This window comes from Thioalkalivibrio sp. ALJ1 (assembly GCF_000745395.1).
In the GTDB taxonomy this organism is placed as follows: domain Bacteria; phylum Pseudomonadota; class Gammaproteobacteria; order Ectothiorhodospirales; family Ectothiorhodospiraceae; genus Thioalkalivibrio.
The window spans coordinates 66,613-86,934 of the sequence record NZ_JQIW01000004.1 but is presented as its reverse complement, the minus strand read 5'-3'; the positions used below and the strand labels follow the sequence as shown (position 1 = coordinate 86,934).

At 66.3% G+C, this 20,322-nt stretch carries 20 protein-coding genes; 9 read left to right on the top strand and 11 right to left on the bottom strand.

Annotated features, from left to right (window positions below; genetic code table 11):
* Positions 1-121: 121 nt before the first annotated feature.
* From F462_RS01785 to F462_RS01765, 5 genes are all read right to left on the bottom strand, one after another.
* Complete coding sequence (locus tag F462_RS01785) at positions 122-412, bottom strand: GIY-YIG nuclease family protein (protein WP_038051191.1); 291 nt, start codon at positions 410-412, stop codon at positions 122-124.
* A gap of 380 nt (positions 413-792) precedes the next feature.
* Complete coding sequence (locus F462_RS01780) at positions 793-1,281, bottom strand: regulatory protein RecX (RefSeq protein WP_038051190.1); 489 nt, start codon at positions 1,279-1,281, stop codon at positions 793-795.
* The gene (gene recA / locus F462_RS01775; protein WP_018141554.1) at positions 1,256-2,302 is read right to left on the bottom strand and encodes a recombinase RecA; all 1,047 of its coding nucleotides are present in this window, start codon (positions 2,300-2,302) and stop codon (positions 1,256-1,258) included. Before recA ends, F462_RS01780 begins: the two co-directional genes overlap by 26 nt.
* 184 nt (positions 2,303-2,486) lie before the next feature.
* Positions 2,487-3,020 (bottom strand): CinA family protein, encoded by a 534-nt coding sequence (locus F462_RS01770; RefSeq protein ID WP_038051188.1) that lies wholly within the window; start codon positions 3,018-3,020, stop codon positions 2,487-2,489.
* Between the two features lies 1 nt (position 3,021).
* Positions 3,022-3,327: a PilZ domain-containing protein gene (locus F462_RS01765; RefSeq protein WP_038051186.1), complete on the bottom strand. Its 306-nt coding sequence runs from the start codon at positions 3,325-3,327 to the stop codon at positions 3,022-3,024.
* 134 nt (positions 3,328-3,461) lie between these two features.
* Here F462_RS01765 and mutS point away from each other — a divergent pair, with 134 nt between their 5' ends.
* Both mutS and fdxA read left to right on the top strand, forming a co-directional pair.
* Entirely contained in the window at positions 3,462-6,107 is a 2,646-nt protein-coding gene (gene mutS / locus F462_RS01760) for a DNA mismatch repair protein MutS (RefSeq protein ID WP_051918098.1), read from the top strand.
* A 212-nt stretch (positions 6,108-6,319) separates the two neighbouring features.
* Positions 6,320-6,643 carry a ferredoxin FdxA gene (gene fdxA / locus F462_RS01755; protein ID WP_038051185.1) on the top strand — a complete coding sequence of 108 codons (324 nt, stop codon included), beginning with the start codon at positions 6,320-6,322 and terminating at the stop codon, positions 6,641-6,643.
* Between the two features lie 70 nt (positions 6,644-6,713).
* Here the strand turns inward: fdxA and F462_RS01750 are convergent, their stop codons facing one another.
* The 5 genes from F462_RS01750 to F462_RS01730 form a co-directional block, all read right to left on the bottom strand.
* Entirely contained in the window at positions 6,714-8,240 is a 1,527-nt protein-coding gene (locus F462_RS01750) for a methyl-accepting chemotaxis protein (protein WP_038051182.1), read from the bottom strand.
* 140 nt (positions 8,241-8,380) lie between these two features.
* Positions 8,381-9,343: an arsenic resistance protein gene (locus F462_RS01745; protein WP_038051181.1), complete on the bottom strand. Its 963-nt coding sequence runs from the start codon at positions 9,341-9,343 to the stop codon at positions 8,381-8,383.
* 36 nt (positions 9,344-9,379) lie between these two features.
* Positions 9,380-9,769: a DUF4870 family protein gene (locus F462_RS01740; RefSeq protein WP_018141566.1), complete on the bottom strand. Its 390-nt coding sequence runs from the start codon at positions 9,767-9,769 to the stop codon at positions 9,380-9,382.
* 60 nt (positions 9,770-9,829) lie between these two features.
* Positions 9,830-10,720: a DMT family transporter gene (locus F462_RS01735; protein ID WP_038051179.1), complete on the bottom strand. Its 891-nt coding sequence runs from the start codon at positions 10,718-10,720 to the stop codon at positions 9,830-9,832.
* 41 nt (positions 10,721-10,761) lie between these two features.
* Positions 10,762-11,268 carry a hypothetical protein gene (locus F462_RS01730; RefSeq protein WP_038051177.1) on the bottom strand — a complete coding sequence of 169 codons (507 nt, stop codon included), beginning with the start codon at positions 11,266-11,268 and terminating at the stop codon, positions 10,762-10,764.
* 95 nt (positions 11,269-11,363) lie between these two features.
* Here F462_RS01730 and F462_RS01725 point away from each other — a divergent pair, with 95 nt between their 5' ends.
* From F462_RS01725 to F462_RS01700, 6 genes are all read left to right on the top strand, one after another.
* The gene (locus tag F462_RS01725) at positions 11,364-12,272 is read left to right on the top strand and encodes a decaprenyl-phosphate phosphoribosyltransferase (RefSeq protein ID WP_256378269.1); all 909 of its coding nucleotides are present in this window, start codon (positions 11,364-11,366) and stop codon (positions 12,270-12,272) included.
* Entirely contained in the window at positions 12,269-13,243 is a 975-nt protein-coding gene (locus tag F462_RS01720; RefSeq protein WP_038051175.1) for a lysylphosphatidylglycerol synthase transmembrane domain-containing protein, read from the top strand. Before F462_RS01725 ends, F462_RS01720 begins: the two co-directional genes overlap by 4 nt.
* A gap of 375 nt (positions 13,244-13,618) precedes the next feature.
* The gene (locus F462_RS01715) at positions 13,619-14,920 is read left to right on the top strand and encodes an FAD-binding oxidoreductase (RefSeq protein WP_038051173.1); all 1,302 of its coding nucleotides are present in this window, start codon (positions 13,619-13,621) and stop codon (positions 14,918-14,920) included.
* Positions 14,921-14,925: 5 nt separating this feature from the next.
* A complete protein-coding gene (locus tag F462_RS01710) occupies positions 14,926-15,678 on the top strand; it encodes an SDR family oxidoreductase (RefSeq protein WP_371180485.1) in 753 nt (250 codons plus the stop codon).
* A 2-nt stretch (positions 15,679-15,680) separates the two neighbouring features.
* Positions 15,681-16,364, top strand: coding sequence for an HAD-IB family hydrolase (locus F462_RS01705; RefSeq protein WP_038051169.1), 684 nt, complete (start codon positions 15,681-15,683; stop codon positions 16,362-16,364).
* Positions 16,361-17,875 (top strand): ArnT family glycosyltransferase, encoded by a 1,515-nt coding sequence (locus tag F462_RS01700; protein ID WP_038051167.1) that lies wholly within the window; start codon positions 16,361-16,363, stop codon positions 17,873-17,875. Before F462_RS01705 ends, F462_RS01700 begins: the two co-directional genes overlap by 4 nt.
* 28 nt (positions 17,876-17,903) lie before the next feature.
* On the opposite strand, the gene F462_RS01695 is transcribed toward F462_RS01700, so the two are convergent.
* On the bottom strand, positions 17,904-19,271 hold the full coding sequence (locus F462_RS01695) for a sigma-54 interaction domain-containing protein (protein WP_038051165.1): 1,368 nt from the start codon (positions 19,269-19,271) through the stop codon (positions 17,904-17,906).
* Positions 19,272-19,996: 725 nt separating this feature from the next.
* Between F462_RS01695 and F462_RS01690 the strand changes: the two genes are divergently transcribed.
* Positions 19,997-20,311 carry a c-type cytochrome gene (locus F462_RS01690; RefSeq protein WP_018141576.1) on the top strand — a complete coding sequence of 105 codons (315 nt, stop codon included), beginning with the start codon at positions 19,997-19,999 and terminating at the stop codon, positions 20,309-20,311.
* Positions 20,312-20,322 lie beyond the last annotated feature (11 nt).

Sequence of the window (20,322 nt, the reverse complement as noted above, 5' to 3'; positions counted from 1 at the left end):
TTCTGGCCAGGTCCAGCCGATTGCTACGCCCTTTTCGTAGCCTCGCAATGACGCAGCATGATCGCCGTCAGTGCGAGGCGCCCGGCGCCGTCGCGATCGGCAAGGAGCTCCCCAGTCGCGTTCAACCCACAATGTCGTCGAACATATCCCGCCACCCGGGGTTTACCTGCTCGATCAGCGCAACCTTCCTGCGCCGCGGACCCGCCTTCAGCTGCTTTTCGCGTTCAATCGCGGATTCCATCTCCACGCATTGCTCGAACCAGACGAGCCGATGCAGACCGTAGCGGCTGGTGAACCCGGACACCTCTCCCGAGCGATGCTGCCAGACCCGCTGCACCAGGTTGCTGGTCACACCCACGTAGAGGGTCCCGTCACGACGGTTGCTCATCATGTAGACACAGGGTTGTTTCATCGCTCCCTCCCTGGGCGACTGCACATTGGTACTCAGCGGCCGAGACTCCTTTCGGCCCTTCACCACCGGCACATTGGGCGTGCCCCCAGCACAAGGATGTCATTGCGAGGCCCCAAAGGGGCTATGGCAATCGCTGGTGGATCACTCGGCGTCTGGGTCGGGTGGCTCTGGACACAGATTGCTTCGTCGCAAGGCCCCTCGCAATGACGGGGTCAGAAATACGTCATTGCGAGGCCCCGCAGGGGCCGTGGCAATCGGTTGGGTCGTCGGCCGGACCCCGGATCTGGTGGTTCTCTCGGAGATTGCTTCGTCGCTTCGCTCCTCGCAATGACCTTCCTCCAAACCCGTCATTGCCAGGAGCAGCGCGACGAAGCAATCCGTCAGGAGTCGCCTGCGTCGTCCTTCCAGGCGGCCAGGGCCTGGTGGGCGATGCCACCGGGGAACCCGCGGCCAGCGAGGTGGCGCAGGTAGCGGGCCTCGTCCTCGCGGGTCTCGGGGGAATGACGGAAGTGGCGTTCGAGCTGGGCACGGGCCTGGTCGAGCCAGTCGACATCGAGCGCCTCAAGGGCGGCGTTGACGGTTTCGTTGCCGATCCCGTTGTGGGCAAGTTCGGCGCGAATCCGCTGTTCGCCGTAGCCCTGCTCCGTCCGGTGCCGGGCCATGAAATCGGCATAACGGGTATCGCTCAGGTAGTCGAGCTCGCGCGCGCGCTCCAGCGCGGCGTCGACCGCATCCCTCTCGAAGCCGCGCTCGGCCAGCTTGCGGCTCAGCTCCAGCGCGGAGTGTTCGCGTCGAACCAGCAACCGCAGGCCGGCTTCAAGCGCGGCCTCGGGGTCGGCTGGGTCAGCCTTGCTCCTCGATCGGGGCATCGACCGGGGCGTCCTCGTCCGAGGCCTTCTTGCGCTTGGGCAGCAGGCGTTCGCGCAGGGTCTTTTCGACTTCCTCGGCGATATGCGGGTTGTCCTTCAGGTACTGGCGGGCGTTCTCCTTGCCCTGGCCGATGCGCTCGCCGTTGTAGCTGTACCAGGCGCCGGCTTTGTCGATCAGGCCTTCCTTCACGCCCATCTCGATGATCTCGCCCACCCGCGAGATGCCCTCGCCATAGAGGATCTCGAAGTAGGCCTCGCGGAATGGGGGGGCCATCTTGTTCTTCACGACCTTCACGCGGGTTTCGTTGCCGATCACCTCGTCGCCCTTCTTGATCGCGCCGATACGGCGGATGTCCATGCGCACGGAGGAGTAGAACTTGAGCGCGTTACCGCCGGTGGTGGTCTCGGGGCTGCCGAACATCACGCCGATCTTCATGCGGATTTGGTTGATGAAGATGACCAGCGTGTTCGACCGCTTGATGTTGGCGGTCAGCTTGCGCAGGGCCTGCGACATCAACCGCGCCTGCAGGCCGACGTGGGAGTCGCCCATCTCGCCCTCGATCTCGGCCTTGGGCGTCAGCGCGGCCACGGAGTCGACGATCACCACGTCCACTGCGCCGGAGCGCACCAGCATGTCGGCGATCTCCAGCGCCTGCTCGCCAGTATCCGGCTGCGAGACCAGCAGATCGTCGACGTTCACGCCCAGCTTCTCGGCATACGTCGGGTCCAGCGCGTGCTCGGCGTCGACAAAGGCGGCCGTGCCACCCGCCTTTTGCGCCTCGGCCACCACCTGCAGGGTCAGGGTGGTCTTGCCCGAAGACTCCGGCCCGTAGATCTCGACCACGCGGCCACGCGGCACGCCACCGATGCCCAGCGCGATGTCCAACGCCAGGGAACCCGTGGAGATCGCCGGAACGTCCACCGCCTCCTGATCGCCCATGCGCATCACGGCGCCCTTGCCGAATTGGCGCTCGATCTGTCCCAGTGCGGCGGTCAGGGCCTTCTTGCGATTCTCGTCCACGGTATGCCTCCCGATACGTACAGCGATGGTTGCCGACCCGGGTCCGGGTAACGGCCGGCGGGTGCGGGGCCGCAGTATCCCACAGGGAGGGAGACGACCCAACCCGCGCGAGTCCTAGTACGGCCATGATGAAGTTCAGGGACGATGGGGCAGGCGAACACCGCCCCGACAACGCAACGCCGCGTCAGGCCGCCTCGTGGGCCAGCAACTCGCCCAGGGCGTGTAGCATGGCCTGCAGGCGGACCTCGTGACGCTCACCCTCGAAGTGGAGGGTGTGCACGCGCGCTTCCTGGCCGCGCGCCTGCCAACCGAAGCAAACGGTGCCCACCGGCTTCTCCGGGGTGCCGCCGGAAGGCCCGGCGACCCCGGTCACGGAGAGCGCGAAGTCGGCATCACTGCGGGCCAAACCACCCTCGACCATGGCCCGCGCCACGGCCTCGCTGACCGCGCCCTCGGCCTCGATCAGCTCGGGGGGCACATCGAGCATGTGGGCCTTGGCGGCGTTGGAATAGGCAACCCAGCCGCATTCGAACCATTGCGAACTCCCGGGGATATCGGTCAACGCCTGGGCGATGCCACCCCCGGTACAGGATTCCACGGTACACAGGCGCTGGCCGCGCGCCATCAGGCGCTCGCCCAGGTCGTACACCAGAGCCGAAAGGCTCGGGGCATCGGCCTCGCGCAGCGTCAGGATCGTGGTGGTGGATTCTGCTTCCATGTCAGGACTCTCCTTCGGGATCAAAGGCAATGGCCACCCGCCAGCCACCACCAGCCTCATCCACGGGCTCACAGCGCACGACCCGACCATGACGCTCCAGCCCCTGCAAGCGACCGTCCGGGCTCGGTACCGTGACGCTGACCTTCACACCCGGGTCGGTCTCCCGCTGCACGACGAAACTGCAGCCGGTGGCGGAAAGGTCTTCCAACTGCACATCAACGGATTCTCCGCTGGAGCGCCAGGTCATGCGCGCCTCGGCCGACACCTGCATCCTTCGGTGATCGCGCCGGTCCTCTTCCCCGATCATGGCCCCTCCTCCCTGATGTTGCGTCGCTTGCGCTGCCCCGAGTGTGGCACAACTCACTCGGACAGCCCCACCTGCCATGTCGCGCCCGGCATCCGTATACTGCGCGTTTGCCCGGATCGAGCGTCGCCGAACCGATGAGCACCGCCGAAGCCCTCTCTGCCCATACGCCAATGATGCAGCAGTACCTCGGGATCAAGGCCGAGTACCCGGATACACTGCTGCTCTACCGCATGGGCGATTTCTACGAGCTGTTCTACGGCGACGCCGAGCGCGCCGCGGGCCTGCTGGACATCACCCTGACCCGGCGCGGTGAGTCGGCCGGGCAACCGATCCCGATGGCCGGTATCCCGGTGCACACCCTGGAGAGCTACCTCTCGCGCCTGCTGAAGCTGGGCGAGAGCGTCGCGATCTGCGAGCAGACCGGCGCGGTCGGCGCACAGAAAGGTCCGGTCAAGCGCGAAGTCGTGCGCGTTGTCACCCCCGGAACGGTGACCGAAGAAGCCCTGCTGGAGGCCCGCAGCATCAACCGCATGGTGGCGGTCTGCCCGGCCGCCTCGGCGGCGATCAAGGGCCGCACGGAGGGCTTCGGCATCGCCAGCCTGGAGTTCGCCAGCGGCCAGTTCCGCCTGCTGGAGGTACGCGACGCGACCGAGCTGGCGGCCGAGTTAGCCCGCCTGGACCCTGTGGAATGCCTGATCCCGGATCAGGCCGGACCGATCCCGGGGATCGAAAGCTTCGCCCCGCAACGCCACGCGGACTGGCACTTCGATGGCATTTCCGCCCGGCGCGTACTGACCACCCATTTCGGCACCCGCGACCTCTCCGGGTTCGGCTGCGAGAGCCTGGATCTCGGCGTGGCCGCGGCCGGCGCACTGCTCGCCTACGTGCAGAGTCGCTACCGCGGGGATCTGGCCCACATCACCGGCCTGGCGCATGAACTGCGCAGCCACATGCTGGTGCTGGACCCAGCCACCCGTCGCAACCTCGAACTGACCCGCACCCTGTCGGGCGAGCGTCGTGGCTCGTTGCTGGAGCTGCTGGACACCACCCGCTCCGCGATGGGCTCGCGCCAGCTGCTGCAATGGCTGCACCAGCCCCTGCGCGATCGCACCCTGCTGCGCGAACGCCAGACCGCGATCACCGCGCTCTTGGAGGCGGACGCCTGGGAGGCGCTGCGCGAGGCCCTGTCCGGAAGCGCGGACGTCGAGCGCATCCTGTCGCGCATTGCTCTGGGCAGCGCCCGGCCGCGCGACCTGACCGCCCTGCTCGCCAGCCTCGAACGGCTGCCGCCCCTGCACCAGGCCCTGGAGCCCCTGCAGACGGCCGGCGGACGTCTCGAGGCCTTACACGCGACGCTCATCCCGGAACACGAGCTAAGCGCGACGCTGGCCGCCGCACTAGTGGAGGAGCCACCGCTTCGGGTCACCGACGGCGGCATGATCCGCACCGGTTTCGATGCCGAACTGGACCGCCTGCGCGCACTGGAGAACGACGCCGACAGCTTCCTGCGCGAGATCGAGGCGCGCGAGCGCGAGGCGACCGACATCCCTACGCTCAAGGTCGCCTATAACCGGGTCCACGGGTATTACATCGAGGTCTCGCGCAGCCGTTCGGCCGAGCTGCCCGGGCGTTTCATGCGCCGCCAGACCCTGAAGAACGCCGAGCGCTACACCACCGAGGAGCTCAAGCGTTTCGAGGACGAGATCCTCTCCGCCCGGGAGCAGGCGATGGCGCGTGAACGCACCCTGTTCGATGGCCTGATCACCGAGCTTCAGGGCCGTATACCGCGCCTGCGGGCGATTGCCGAGGCCCTGTCCGAACTGGACGCCCTCACCTGTCTGGCGGAGCGCGCCCAGCGCCTGGACTGGCACTGCCCGGAGCTGGTGTCGGAGCCCGGCATCCAGATCGAGCAGGGCCGCCACCCGGTAGTGGAAGCGGGGCTGGACGCCCCGTTCGTCGCCAACGATACCGAACTGGACCCGGAGAGACGTCGCCTGCTGGTCATAACCGGCCCCAACATGGGCGGCAAGTCCACCTACATGCGTCAGACCGCGCTGATCGTGCTGCTCGCCTGCATGGGCAGCTTCGTCCCGGCGACGCGCGCGCGCATCGGGCCGGTGGATCGCATTTTCACTCGTATCGGGGCCTCCGACGACCTGACCTCCGGACGCTCCACCTTCATGGTGGAGATGACCGAGGCGGCGAATATCCTGCACAATGCCGGTCCGGAGAGCCTTGTATTGATGGACGAGATCGGTCGCGGTACCAGCACCTTCGACGGTCTTGCCCTGGCACTGGCCTGCGCCGAACGCCTGGCGCGCCACAACCAGGCCTTGACGCTATTCGCGACGCATTACTTCGAGCTCACCGCCCTGGCCGAGCGCGAGTCGGCGGTGGCCAACGTGCACACCGATGCCATGGAGCACGAACACAGCATCGTGTTCCTGCATCAGGTGCGCGAAGGCCCCGCCAATCAGAGCTATGGCCTGCAGGTCGCCCATCTGGCGGGTGTGCCAGCCGACGTGCTGAAGCTGGCTCGCCACCACCTGCGCGAGCTAGAGGACCGCGCGGCCACTGCCGAGTCACCACAGCTGGGCCTGTTCACCCCGACGCCGAGCGAGCCGCCCGTCGAGCCGGAACCGGACATACACTCCGCGCCGGCCCCGGAAGAACGCGCGCTGAAGGCCCTGTTCGACACCCTGGACCCGGACGAGATGTCCCCGCGCGAGGCCCTGGACGCCCTGTACCGAATGAAAGAGGCCCTGCGCAGCCCGGATTAGCCGCGGCACGCCGACGTCGGTTTTGTCTCGGGCGCTCGCCGCGTCGCTTTACGCCAGAAGGCGGGGAAAAGTGAACAGGCTTCTCCGGGGATTCCCGAACGGTGGTCCCGAGGCGTTACAATGCGGCGAAATCCTGCCGGATGGCGGCGCAACAGGCCGACCGGTCCGAGGAAGCGACCGGTCACAAGAGTGAATTTCAAGGGAGAAACAGCATGACGTTCGTCGTTATCGATAACTGCATCAAGTGCAAGTACACCGACTGCGTCGAGGTCTGCCCGGTCGACTGCTTCCATGAAGGCCCCAACTTCCTGACGATCGATCCGGACGAGTGCATCGACTGCACCCTGTGCGAACCGGAATGCCCAGCCGAGGCGATACTGCCAGAGGATGACGTACCCGAGGATCAACTCCACTTCATCGAGCTAAACGCCGAACTCGCCCGGACCTGGCCGGTGATCACCGCACGCAAGGACCCGCCGGAAGACGCCGAGGAATGGGATGGCGTCGAGAACAAGCTGCAGTACCTGGAACGCTAGCCTGGAAACGGACGGCTGCGCGCCCTCGCGCGTGCGGCCGTCCTGGCCACCCGCAAACGCCCGTCCAAACTCAGGCGCGATTGTCGTCGATCCGGAAGCGCTCCATCCCCGCACCCAGCTCCTCGCTCAGGCGCTGCAGCTGATCCGCTACCTCACGGCTGGCGGCCGCATCCTCGGCCACTGAACGGGCCACCTCGGACACGTGCTCCACGTTTTCCGCGGTTTCGCCCGTCACACGTGTCTGTTCCTCGGCGGCCAGGGCAATCTGGTCGTTCATTTGCCGGATATGGGTCACAGCATCGGCAATGGTCTGCAGGGCATCCGTGGCCTCGCGCACCCGATTTACCCCGGCCGCCGCCTGCTCGCCGGCCTCGCGGCTCGCCACCTCCGCGCGCCTCGCGCCTTCCTGCAGGCGTTCGACGATGCCCCGGATCTCCTGGGTGGACTCACCGGTCTGCGAGGCCAGCCGGCGCACCTCGTCGGCCACCACCGCAAAGCCACGACCCTGCTCGCCGGCCCGTGCGGCCTCGATCGCGGCGTTCAGGGCCAAGAGGTTGGTCTTCTCGGCGACTGACTGGATGACCTCGAGCACGCCGCCCACCGTCTCCGCCTGAGCCACGAGATTGCGCACCCCCGCGCCGGAGGTCTCCACCTGCTGCGCCAGGGACTCGATCATGGCAACCGTATCCTGCAGCTCCGCCCGCGCACTACGCCCCTGTTCATCCACGCTGCCGGTGGCCGCCGCGGCATCGCGGGCATGGCCCGAGACCTCGCGCGCGCTGGCCTCCATCTCGGTGACCGCCGACGCGATCTGGTCGGTATCCGACTGCTGGCCCCGTGCCGCCTGTTCGCTGCGGTTGACCGTCGCCCCCAGCCGCACCGACATCTCATCCAGAGCCGTGGCGGTCGCACGGGTCTCCAGCACCGCACGCCGTACCGCGGCAAGGTAATCGCCCAGTTGCCGGGCGATGGCGCTTTGCCCCTGCGCCGCATCCAGGTTCAGGTTCACAACACCATCCCGGACCTGGAGCTGACCAGTGATCGCATGCAATTCTTCGGCCTCTTGGCCCTCGCGCTGCAGCAGCCGGGCCATGTACACCAGCAAGCCGGTCTGGAACACCACGAACGCCGCGTGCAACATCACCAGCCCCAGCCCGTGTGCATGGCCCGCGTGCGGCGGGAATACGTAAACCCCCACCCCGGCCTCCTGCAGGTAATGAAACGACAGGTGATGGATCGCGATCACGGCCGCGGCAAATACCAATACGCGCCAGTCGCGGTAGTAAAGCAGGAAGGCCAGCAGCACGAAGATGGCAAAGTGCATCTCGATCATGCCCTGCCCCTGATGGATCAGAAGCGCCGAGAAGCCCATCAGCAGCCCGCCAATCACCAGACGCGTCAGCAGGCAGCCAGGACAGAACCCGACCAGGAGCGCGGCCACCAGAAACCCGGGCACCCCGAAGGCCAGTGCGGAAACCAGCGTCCCGTGCCAGCCAGAAATCCCCAGGGAAAGAAGCAGCAGAAAGCCGAGCACGGCTACCATGATGCGGTCGCCCTGACGGTACAGGCGGTCAAGGGTGAATCTTTCAGAGGCCATGCCATTCTCCGGTTGACGGGGTAATGCGACAGAACAGATCCCGAATCCACCGCCCGGGTTCCCCGTTTTCGGGGCAGGCGGCGAACGCGCCAATATCGGGCAGATCGTATATGTCCGTTAACGGCCGGCTGGAGACAGATTCAAGCGCCTTTTTCCGGAAACAGGTGTCGCGGCACCCACCACAGGAACAGGGCCATGCCGATCAGCTCCACCAGCGACTGAAACACCACGACCACCACCGCCAGCTCGAAACCGGCCGGCAGCGCCAGCGCCAGCGGGAGCACCACAAATGAGTTGCGTGAGGCCAGACTGAACGCCAGCACACGCCCCTCCGGCGGGTCCAGCCGGAAGGACCGAGCCAGGCCCCGGGCCAGCACCCCGGCTGCAAGCAGGAAGCCCGCGAACACAACCAGCAACACTGGCAGCAGGCCTGCCCCTTCCAGCACGGTGCTTGCCTGCGACAGTGCGACCAACCACACCACCACCGCCAGCAGCGGCACCGGCAGCCAGGCCAGCCTATCGATCACGCGCCCCCGGCCACCATCGCCCCCCGCCCAGCGCTGGGTTGCGTAGGCCGCGAGCAACGGGAGCACGATCACCCCGGAAAAGGCCAGCAGCAGGTCACCGCTTCCCAGTGCTCGGGTGAACTCGCCACCGAAGATCAGCCAAAGATAAGCCGGCAGCAACAGCATCTGCAGCAGCAGCGACACCGGCGCAAAGGCGATCGCCTTGCGGGTATCGCCACCACCGAGATGGGTAAAAGTGATGAACCAGTCGGTACAGGGCACCAGCAGGACCAGGGCAATCCCGAGCAGCACCACCGGCGGCAGGGGGAGCAGCCAGACCAGCAGCGCCACCAGCAGAGGGATCAACACAAAATTGCCAACCACGGCCGCTACCAGCAGCCGCGGCTCGCGCAGCGCCACACCCAGCTGATCCAGCCGCGTCTGCGTGAACGTGGCGTATAGCAGAACGGCCAGCAGGGGCCATAGGGCCGGCTCCAGCGCCGTCCCAATCTCGAGCGCCGCCCGGCCCATCCAGAGCCCCAGGCCGATCGCGCCCAGGAAGATCAGGACCTGGTATTGCTCCAGGCGCTCACGCATTCGCCAACGCCGCTCAAGGACGGCGCACGGGAATGATTACCAGAGCCAGGTTTCGGGCTGCTCGATGGCGCGGTTGTCGTTGTTCGCCAGCAGCCCCTTGATGCAGCGCACCAGCATCCAGATGAGCAGGGCTAACAGAATCAGGAAGCCGATCCCGATCGGGGACGTAATCACACCGAGGACTGCGAACAGCAGCCCGATCCAGAAGGTGCGGATCTGGTAGGTGAAGTGAGAGACGCTGACGGCATCACTCTCGCCCCGTTTGATGTAGGCAATGATAATCCCGGCAATCGCCGTAAGGGCGGTCAGGAAACTTACCAGGTAGAGAACGTACACCACGGTCACCATGGTGGTGTCCTTGCGCGGACCCACTGCAGGCTCACTGACATCACTGCGCACGACTTCCGGTTTCGGATCTTCAGACACCTTGCACCTCCTGTGGGGGTTCACAACACGCGCCCCGAGATTATCAGACTCTACCGCTGACTATCCGGGACCGCCCAGCACGATCAAGACGATGCCGGCGAGAGCAAAGACAAAACCGGCGAGCTGTACCCACGACATACGTTCGGCCTGGAAGAAGCGTGCCATCAGCGCGGTCGGCGCCGGCGACAAGGCCCCGGCGACGGCGATGATGGACAGAAGCCCCATGCGCACGGCCACTACGAAGGCCAGGGTCGCGGCGGCCTGAAGCAGACCCGCCAGCGACAGCAGCACGAGGGTCGAGCGACTCATGCCGGTCTGCGGGCGGCGGATCAGCATCACCCCCATCAGGGTCACCGCACCCACCGCCGAGGTGGCCACCACCGGCCACAGCGGCGAACCGGCCTCCGCCTCGTTCAGAAACACGAATATCAGACCGAAGCAGACCCCGGCGATCGTCGCGTCCACCAGCCCGCGTACCGGGTGCTGGCCCCGGGCCAGCGCCATCAGACCACGTACCGGTTCATCCAAACGCCGCGGGCTCGCCTTGCGCGAACCGCCGGAAATCATCCCGATGGCGATCACGATGGCGGCAATGCCAACGAGTGCAAGCAGACCCGGCTCCTCGCCCAGTGCAAGCCCGACCAGCAGCGGCACCAGTGCCGAGATCACACCCGTCACGGCGGCCACCAGACCCATCGAACCCTGGGCCAGGCCGTGGTAGTACGCCAGCAGGCCCAGCGCCAGAGCCAGCCCCGCGGCCCCACCCCAGACCAGGGCCTGCGTTCCGGGCAGCCCGGCGAACGGGAGGGCAATCACCAGCAGGGCCGCGGTTGCAAGGATCTGCGAGTAGCAGGCGACCACCAGCGCCGGGATGCGCCGGGAGGCCAGCCCACCGAAGAAGTCGCCGGCACCAAACCCGAGGGCCGTCAGCAGGCCCAGGAAGAAGGCCACGTCAGACCCGCAACCGGGCCCGGTCGGTCAGGCGACGACGCCTATTCACCGGCGTTGGCGAGCATGTCCTTCAGGGCCTCTTCACTACCGGCATGGCCGACATCGGTGACCACGCCCTCGTCATCCAGCAGGATCACGGTGACCTGTTCGCGCTCATGCGGCAGGAAGCCGGCATCGGCCTCACTGTTGGTGACCACGATGGAGTAGTCGCGCGCCTGCATGCGCGGCAGCACGACGTTCTGCATGGGCTGCGGCGGCATCTCGTGGATATCGGCGATATAGACGATACCTTCACGTTCCTCGGCACTCATCTCGCCCAGCACCGCATTGGCAATATCGGCGGGCGCCATCTCCACAGTCTTCAGGATGACACGGGCATTGCCCGGCAGCTCCACCGGGTTGCCGTGCTGGTCATTCAGGGTGCGCTCGGGGAACGGCTGACCCTCGGCAAACTCGGGCTCCGGGCCTCCGCCCGACATGCAGCCGCTCACCAGCACAAGCGAGGCCAGAAAGACAGCCGGGAAAACGAATTGGGAAACACGGGACATGGGGATTCTCCAGTCACTCGACTAAATGGGTCGGCCGCCCATATGTGGCGGCATGGAAGCGACGCCGATGGTAACGCATCGAAGGCGTCAGTAGACTGCAATCACCTCCACGGACGACCGCCCGTATGCTGCACTCGCTGATCAAACTGCTGCGCCCGCACCAGTACATCAAAAACGGGTTCGTGTTCCTCGGCGTGGTGTTCGCGCACGAGTGGGGCGAGCCGGATACCGTGCTCGCGGCCAGCATCACCTTTCTGGCGTTCTGCGCCATCGCCAGCGCGGTGTACGTGCTGAACGATATCGTGGACGTCGAGGCCGACCGCCGCCACCCGACCAAGCGCGATCGGCCGATCGCCAGCGGCAAGATCCCGGTCTCCACCGCCTGGGCGATCTTCGCCTCCGCAGCCGTAATTGCTCTGATCCTGGCGGCGATGGTCAGCACCTGGGTGATCGGACTGATCCTGACCTACTTGGTGCTGAACGTGGCCTACTCCTGGTCGCTCAAGCACATCGTGATCCTGGATGTATTCAGCATCGCCGCCGGCTTCATGCTGCGCATCCTCGCCGGGACCCTGGGCCTGGGCATCGATCCTTCGCAGTGGCTATTGCTATGCGGCCTGATGCTGACGCTGTTCCTGGGCTTCTCCAAGCGCCGTGCGGAGCTCGCCGATGCTGCGATCGAGCGAGTGCCGGATGAGGACGGTACGCGCCGCGTACTCGACGACTACAGCGTCAGCCTGCTGGATCAGTTCATTGCCATCAGCGCTGCCTGCACCGTGCTTGCCTACGGGCTCTACACGGTCAGCGCCGAGACCATCGCCCTGCACGGCACGGACGGGCTCATCTATACCCTGCCGTTCGTGATCTACGGGATCTTCCGCTACCTGTTCCTGCTGCATGCGCGGGGGGCCGGCAACGACACCTCGCGCGACCTGGTCACCGATCCCCACCTGCTGGCCACGGTCGCGGTCTGGATGGGCGTGACCATCGCCGTGCTCGCATGAGCGCCGTCCTGCTCTCCGGCTGGCGCCTGCGCGCGGTGATGGCCTCCATCATCCTGGCTGTGGCGCTTTATCTGGGGATTGCCCTGTGGGCCGGCGCCGACGAGGTCTGGCGGGCCCTGCAAATGGTCGGGATCGGCGGCCTGGCCCTGGCATTGGCGCTGTCGCTGGTGAACTATTCGTTGCGCTTCACCCGCTGGCAGCTCTACCTGCACACCCTGCATCACCGGGTGCCCTGGATCGCCAGCCTGCACATTTACATCTCCGGATTTGCCCTGACCACGACCCCCGGCAAGGCCGGCGAGGCCCTGCGCGGGGTCCTGCTCAAGCGCCGGGGGCTGCCCTATCCCGACAGCTTCGCGGCCTTTGTCTCCGAGCGCCTGTCGGACCTGATCGCGGTGGTGCTGCTGTCGATGCTGGGGCTGACCCTGGTGGCCCAGGGCATCTGGCTGATCGCGGCCGGCGCGGCCTTCATCCTCGCGGCGCTGATCGTGCTGTCCTGGCGGCGGCCGCTGGCCTGGCTGCAGCGCATCAGCGACCGCCCGGGCCAGCGCCTTTGGCGCAGCCTGCACCATATCGCGACGATCCTGTTGCAGGCCCGGCGCTGCCATCGGCCCGGACTGCTGGCCGGGGCCACGGCCCTCAGCGTAATCGCCTGGAGCGCCGAGGCCCTCGCCTTCTGGTGGATCCTCAATGCGATGGGCTTCGAGGTCAGCTTCGCCTTCGCCGCCTTCGTATTCGCTCTGGCCATGCTGGCCGGGGCCCTCAGCTTTCTGCCCGGTGGGCTGGGCGGCACCGAGGCGGTCATGGTCGGCCTCCTGCTCCTGCATGACATCCCCGCCGCCGACGCAGTCGCGGCCACCATGCTGATCCGCTTCACCACGCTGTGGTTCGCGGTGATCCTCGGCCTGATCGCGTTGGCCACCAACCCCGAGGCCCGCGGCCACGAACGCCCGGTGCAGCCCCATGCGTAGGCGCCTCGCTCTCACCACGTCATGGCGAAGCCCTGTAGGAGGCCAGCCCCCTGGCCGATGGGGTGCAACCAATGCCCCAATCGCCCGGAGGGCCGGGCTCCTACAGGTTCGAAGCCACAGAGCCGCAGGGGCCGCAAGATTATCCTGGTGCCATCCCGACATCGTCGTGCGCAACCGACATTCCACAGCCCCGTCATTGCGAGGCCCCGCAGGGGCCGGGGCACAAAAGCGCGTAGCGCGTCGAACGGTCGCTGGCCGGCCCGAAGGGCGAGTGCAGCGAGTTATCCCCCGATGCCGGGAACAGCTTCGGGAGATTGCCGCGGCCCCTGCGGGGCCTCGCAATGACCGGTACGGGAAAGGCGCCGGAGGCCTTGCATGACTGCCAGCTGGAACCGCATCCCGCGGGTCGAGCATGCCGCCGAGGTCGCGCTTGCACGCCGCGGCCAGCCGCTTCCCCTGGACATTCCGCGCCCATTGCTCGCCCATGGCCTCGGGCGCAGCTACGGAGACGTCTGCCTGAACCCGGGGGCCTCGTTGCTGCACACGCCGGGGCTGGACCGCTTCATCGCCTTCGACGCCACCACCGGACAGCTCACGGCCGAAGCCGGGCTGTCTCTGGATGCGCTGCTGCGCTTTGCCGTCCCCCGTGGCTGGTTCCCCCCCGTGGTCCCCGGCACCCGCTTCGTGACGCTGGGCGGCGCGGTCGCCAATGACGTGCACGGCAAGAATCACCACCAGGCGGGGAGCTTTGGCGACCATGTGCTCGGCGTGACCCTGCGCCGTTCCGACGGGCAGGTCATGGAGATCACACCCGATTCCAGCCCGGACTGGTTCGTCGCGACGGTTGGTGGACTGGGGCTGACCGGCCTGATCGAGACGGTGACCCTGCAACTGATGCCGGTGCGCACCGGCTGGATGCGCGCCTGGTCGCAGCGTTTCGACAGCCTGGGCGCCTTCTGGGAACTGAATGCCCAGGCCGAACGCGAGTGGCCTTACACCGTCGCCTGGATCGACTGCCTGAACCCGGGCCCGGATGGCCGCGTCGGACGGGGTATCTATAGCGCCGCCCGCCACGCCACCACCGTGCCTTCGCGCAGCGAATATCGTGAACGCCGCCGCAGCATTCCGCTGGATCCGCCGGTTTCTCTGGTGAATCGCCTGACGCTGCGAGCCTTCAATCACCTCTATTACCGACAGCCGGTGCACGCCACTCCGCGTGCAGCCCATCATCTGCCCTGGTTGTTCCCGCTGGATGCGATCCGCCACTGGAACCGCATCTACGGCCACAAAGGCTTCTATCAGTACCAGTGCGTCCTGCCACCTCATACCGCGAAGGACGGCGTACAAGCCCTGCTGGACGCGATCGCCGCCAGCGGCCAGGGGTCGTTTCTTGCGGTCCTCAAGACCTTCGGCGCAAGCGCCGCGTCGGGCATGCTGTCGTTCCCGCGCCCGGGCGCCACGCTGGCACTGGACTTCCCGGAGAAGGGCCGCGATACCGAGCGCCTGTTCGCGCGCCTCGACGCGATCGTGCAAGAGGCCGGCGGTGCCCTGTACCCTGCGAAGGACGCACGCATGCCGGCGGCCGTCTTCCGTCAGGGCTTCCCCGACTGGGAGACCTTTGCCGAGTATGTAGACCCCGAATTCTCCTCCGGCTTCTGGCGCAGGATGACTGCATGAACCCGATGAAAAACGTTGTCCTCTTTGGTGCCACCTCGGCCATCGCCAGCGCGGTCGCCCGCGATCTCGCGGAGCAGGGGGCGCGGCTGTTCTGCGTCGCCCGCGACGCCGAGGCCCTGGAGGCCCTGCTCGCCGATCTGCGCGTGCGTGCCGACGACCCGGATGGCGCCCGCATCCTGGGCGCCACTGCGGATCTGGCCGACATCGACGGCCACGCGGCCCTCTGGCAGCAGGCGCAGGAGGGCCTGGGCGAGGTGGACAGCGTGCTGCTGGCTTGGGGCACCCTGCCCGATCAGGCGGCCTGCGCCGCCTCCGTGGACGAGACTCTGCAGGCGATCCATGTGAACGGCACCAGTGCCATCGCCCTGCTCGCCCGTATCGCGCCGGACTTCGAGGCGCGCGGGCGTGGCGTGATCGCCGCCATCGGTTCGGTCGCCGGCGATCGCGGACGCCAGAGCAATTACACCTACGGCACCGCCAAGGGAATGCTGGCCACCTACCTGCAGGGCCTGCGCAACCGCCTGTTCTTCAGCGGCGTGGACGTGGTCACCATCAAACCGGGCTTCGTGCGCACGCCGATGACCGAGGGCCTCAACCGTGCCGGGGCCCTGTGGGCGGAACCGGAGACCGTTGCCCGCGGCATCACCCGCGCCATGCGACGCGGACGTGAGGTCGCCTACCTGCCCCGGAAGTGGTGGGTCATCATGACGATCATCCGCCTGATCCCCGAGTACCTGTTCAAACGCCTCAAGCTGTAGTCGTGAGCTCCACACCCAACCAATCCGGGCCCGCGCGGCGCATCGTGCTGTTCGATTTCGATGGCACGCTGACCCGGCGGGACAGCCTCTTCCCGTTCCTGCGCCATGCCCTGGGGACCGGCGAATTCCTGCGTCGCCTGCCCGCCTGTGTCCCGGCCCTGACCGGCCTCGCGCTGAAGCGCCTGTCCAACCAGGACGCCAAGGAGGCCGTGCTAACCCGAATGCTGGCCGGCGAGACCCTGGCCCATCTGCAGGCCAAGGGGCGCGAGTTCGCCGATCGCAAGCTGGATCGCCTGCTACGGCCCGCCGGCATGCGCGCTCTGCAGGCCCATCAGGCGGCCGGGGACGAGTGCGTACTCGTCTCCGCCTCGCTGGACGTCTGGTTGCGGCCATGGGCCGAACGCCATGGCATCCAGGGTGTGGTCAGTTCGCGGCTCGCCGTGGATGACGCCGGGCGGGTTACGGGCCGTCTGGATGGAACCAACTGCCGCGGCGCGGCCAAACCGGCCGCCGTGGCCGCCTGGCTCGCCACCCTGCCACCGGAGGAAACCGTGGACATCACCGCCGCGTATGGCGACAGTACGGCGGATCGGCCGATGCTCGAACTGGCCCGCAGCGGCTATCTCCTGCGCCTGGGTCAATTCCGCGCAGCCCACGGAGCCGACACGGAGAAACACCCCGCGTGACCAACCCAAGCCCCACCTGGCCCTGGCTGGCTCGCCACTACGGCGCGATCCTGCTGGCCGTCCTCCTGGTGAAGATTCTGATGGCCTGGTGGGTGCCGATCACCGGCGACGAGGCCTATTTCCTGGTCTGGGGACGCAACCCGGATCTCGGCTACTACGACCACCCACCGATGATCGGCTGGTGGCTCAGCGCGATCCTGCCACTGTCGGATCACCCACTAGCGATCCGGGCCCTGGGCATCTTCGTCTCCATGGCCCCGGCCCTGGCGATCTTCGCCTGGTGGCGGCATACCGATCCGGTTCGGGCACGCCTGGTCTCGCTGCTGGCGCTGTTCATGCCGCTGTTCTTCATCGCAGTGATCACCGCCACCGACACCCCGCTGATCCTGTTCAGCCTGCTGGCCACCGCACTGACCTGGCAGGCCCTGCGCTCGGGGCGTGCGGCGTGGTTCCTGTTGGCCGGCTTCGCGCTGGGGCTCGCGTTCCTGTCCAAGTATTTCGCGGTGTTGCTGGGGATCGCGCTGGGGCTGCACATCCTGTTGTTCGCGCCGCGTCACTGGCGCGGGCTGCTGCTGATCATCCTGGGCGTGGTCCCGGCGGTCGCGGTCAATCTGTACTGGAACTGGGGCAACTGCTGGTACAACGTGATGTTCAACGCCGTGAACCGGCATGGCGAAGGCGGCTTCGATCCCGGCAACTGGCTCACCTACGCGGTGCTGCTGGTTTATCTGTTCACGCCCTGGCTGCTGTGGTTCTACGCTCGCCAGTGGCGCGCCCTCGGTATCGGCATCCGCGAGCACCGCTTCGGCGTCTTCCTCTCCGCCGGGCTGATCCCACTGCTGGTCTTCGCCCTGCTGGCCCCGTTCAAGAGCATCGGGTTGCACTGGCTGGCCGCCTTCGCCCCCTTCCTGCTGCTACCCGCGCTGTTCTTGACAGGACGCGCGCTGAACATCAGTGCCTGGCTCTCGGGTGCCCTCGCGCTTCTGCATGGCGTGGTCATCCTGACCATCGCGCTGATGCCGGTGGAATGGCTGAAGAGCCAGGTCCGCTACGCCGACGCGGTGTTCTACCTGGCGCCGGAATCCGTCGCCGAGGCCGTGGCCGGGTATGACGACGACTGGCACCTGTTTACCCGCAGCTACTCCCGCTCCGCGGTACTGGCCTACTACGCCGGGCGCGAAGTCGGCGTGTTCGGGCCCGGCTCCCATTACGGCCGCCAGGACGATCTGCTCACCGACTTCCGCGCCCTGGACGGCGCCAACCTCCTCTACCTGCCCACGCGCGGCGAGCTGGACCTGGACCATGTCGAGCCCTTCTTCGACGAGGTCCGGGTCAAAGAGATCACGATCCGCGGGGTCGAATGGTCGCTCGCCGAAGGCCACGGCTTCGACTTCACCGCCTACCACGAGCAGGTCCTCCAACCGATACTCGAGCACTACTACGACTTCCCGGCCTGGCTGCCGGAGGGCCGCTGTGCCTTCACCGACCGCTACACCCGAAAGGCGGACTAATCCCCCTGGCAACCGGCTTCTGCAGGGTTCACGCCAGGTTGTGGCGATGCATCTTGCGCCAAAGGGTCGAGCGATCCATCCCGAGTTCCTGGGCAGTACGGGTACGATTTCCGGCGTTCGCGATCAGGGCCTCGCGCAGGCGACGGGCTTCCGCATCTTCGGAGGCACGAGCCAGGCTGCCTCCGGAAACCGCATCGGGCGAGTTCATCGCGTCGGCACCTTCGCTATCATTCGACGGCAGGTTGGCGGCCGCCGACTGGATACCGGAGGTCGCTTGCACCAGTGGATCGGACAGTTCGAAGTCACGAATCTCGCCGTTGCGTGAGCGCAGGCACATGCACTGGAAGGCGTTCTCGAGCTCGCGAAAGTTTCCGGGCCAAGAGTACGCCATCAGCTTGCTCCGCAGATCGGGCGCGAGACGGAGTTCATTGGCCGACTCGAACTGATCAAGCGCCTGCTGCAGGTCAAGAGGGCGTTCGCGCAGCGGCGGAAGGGAAACCGTCGCTACGGCCAGGCGGTAGTAGAGGTCGCTGCGAAACTCACCAGAAACAACGAGCGACCGCAGATCCTTGTTCGATGCGGCCACGACGCGCACATCAACGATCCGCGACTGATTCTCACCCACCCGCTCGAACGTGCCGTCCTGAACCGCTCGCAGCAGCTTGGCCTGCAGCTTCGGGCTCATCTCCCCAATCTCGTCCAAGAACAATGTACCCGCGTGGGCGGCCTCGAACCGCCCCTCGCGGTCATTCACAGCTCCGGAGAAGGCCCCACGAACGTGGCCGAACAATTCGGATTCCAGGAGTTCTTCCGGGATGGCGGCGCAGTTCACCTCGACGAAGGGTTTGCCCGCCCGCGGGCTGTGCCGATGCAGGGCGCGGGCGACACGCGTCTTGCCAGTGCCGGACTCGCCCAGAATGACTACTCGCACGTCACTGCCGGCCACCTTGCGGGCAAACGCGAGTGCCTTGCGGCACTCGCTGTCCAGCGAGCGCAAGGTCTCCGTCGGCCAGGCCCGGGCCGTGGTCACCGTCTCCGACTCTTCGCTCCGCCGTCGCAAGGGCTGCAGGGTGATCAAGCGCAGCCGCTCGTCGCCCTGCATACGCACCGACTGCTCGATAACTCGCAACGGCAGGGACTCCCCGTCAAGGTCGACGGACAGCGTGAAATCCACGTTCGCCATGGGGCCGGCATGAGCGTTCGTACTCGCATCATCCAGCGCTCGGCGCAGATCGAGCGGCCCCAACTGGGCCAGGGTAAGAGAGGCGTTTTCCGGGAGATTAAAGAGGGTGTGGAAGGCAGGGTTACCGAAAACTACGTTGTCTTGATCGTCGACGATAATGTGCGGGTCTCGACTGTGTCGAATGCATATCTTCGCCAATTCCGTTCCGGTCATGTCGCCTCCCGCCCCACAAGACGTTGGTGGGGACGAGCAGGACGTTACATGCAGAATTTATTTCACCGCAACTATTTGCAGACATCTGTGAGGGACTTTGCCGGCTGCCGGATCGAGGCCCAATACGTTGCACTGTTGCGCGCTGTTGTTGCGAAAGCGTTGCAACGAAAATCCGCGTTAAAAAAGGGATTTATGTACGGAGACCCGCAGCCACACACGCTCCGCCGTACATGGCATGTTAATTGCTCTACTCCTCCGTAGGTGATTCGTCCCCTAGTAGCCGCGCGCCCCCTCTCTCCAGGTCACGCGTCTACCAGCGAATCGTCTTACCTATGGACAGGGCCTGGAAGTGCCGTCGGAACCGCTCTTCGCGGTTAAGTCGATTACCAAGCCCAAGGCAGTGCGGGCCGGAAGCCCGCGCTCTCCGAGCGAATGGAGGGCTGTTTACCACGTTTGTTCTCCTTTCGGCCTGCTCCGTGGGAGCAGGCCTCTTTTAGAGAGCAGGATGGCTGCCAAGCCGAAATACAGGGCGCTTCGCCCGCGTTCCCGGGGGCCAGGGGGTCCACGCCGGTAACTCGGGCCACGCTCCCGAAATGCGCAACGAGCGGGCTTGATCCCGACGGCGCGATAAAGGTCTGGACTATGTAGCCAGACCCGAGGATGAAGGCAGTTTTCGAAAGCTGCCGCCCAATGAGTCAGCCCATTCGATACAGAGGAGTCTGTTCATGAACACACGTACCTACATTGCGGGCATCTTTTCCGCGCTCGTGCTCACCAGCGCGGCTCCAGCCGTGGCCGCCGATGCCAACGACGAGATCACTCGGGGCCAGTTGATGGCCGCTTCCTGTCAGGCTTGCCATAACGCGGCAGGTGCTAACGACGGCGTCACTAATTTGTCCACCCTTTCGGAAAACCTGATCGCCAGTCAGATGCGCGCATTTCGGGATGGCCAGCGCGACGGGACGATCATGGATCGTCACGCCAAGGGGTACACCGATGAAGAAATCGACGCCATGGCAGCGCACTTCGGCAATCAATAACAGGGGATAGA

Bases quoted from the DNA above. Each gene is read 5' to 3' on its own strand.
- F462_RS01720 (WP_038051175.1), top strand. From the start codon at position 12,269: ATGAGCGCCGTCCTGCTCTCCGGCTGGCGCCTGCGCGCGGTGATGGCC.
- F462_RS01745 (WP_038051181.1), bottom strand. From the start codon at position 9,343: ATGCGTGAGCGCCTGGAGCAATACCAGGTCCTGATCTTCCTGGGCGCG.
- fdxA (WP_038051185.1), top strand. From the start codon at position 6,320: ATGACGTTCGTCGTTATCGATAACTGCATCAAGTGCAAGTACACCGAC.
- F462_RS01770 (WP_038051188.1), bottom strand. From the start codon at position 3,020: ATGGAAGCAGAATCCACCACCACGATCCTGACGCTGCGCGAGGCCGAT.
- F462_RS01750 (WP_038051182.1), bottom strand. From the start codon at position 8,240: ATGGCCTCTGAAAGATTCACCCTTGACCGCCTGTACCGTCAGGGCGAC.
- F462_RS01690 (WP_018141576.1), top strand. From the start codon at position 19,997: ATGAACACACGTACCTACATTGCGGGCATCTTTTCCGCGCTCGTGCTC.
- F462_RS01765 (WP_038051186.1), bottom strand. From the start codon at position 3,327: ATGATCGGGGAAGAGGACCGGCGCGATCACCGAAGGATGCAGGTGTCG.
- F462_RS01715 (WP_038051173.1), top strand. From the start codon at position 13,619: ATGACTGCCAGCTGGAACCGCATCCCGCGGGTCGAGCATGCCGCCGAG.
- F462_RS01780 (WP_038051190.1), bottom strand. From the start codon at position 1,281: ATGCCCCGATCGAGGAGCAAGGCTGACCCAGCCGACCCCGAGGCCGCG.
- F462_RS01710 (WP_371180485.1), top strand. From the start codon at position 14,926: ATGAAAAACGTTGTCCTCTTTGGTGCCACCTCGGCCATCGCCAGCGCG.
- F462_RS01695 (WP_038051165.1), bottom strand. From the start codon at position 19,271: ATGACCGGAACGGAATTGGCGAAGATATGCATTCGACACAGTCGAGAC.
- F462_RS01785 (WP_038051191.1), bottom strand. From the start codon at position 412: ATGAAACAACCCTGTGTCTACATGATGAGCAACCGTCGTGACGGGACC.
- mutS (WP_051918098.1), top strand. From the start codon at position 3,462: ATGAGCACCGCCGAAGCCCTCTCTGCCCATACGCCAATGATGCAGCAG.
- F462_RS01730 (WP_038051177.1), bottom strand. From the start codon at position 11,268: ATGTCCCGTGTTTCCCAATTCGTTTTCCCGGCTGTCTTTCTGGCCTCG.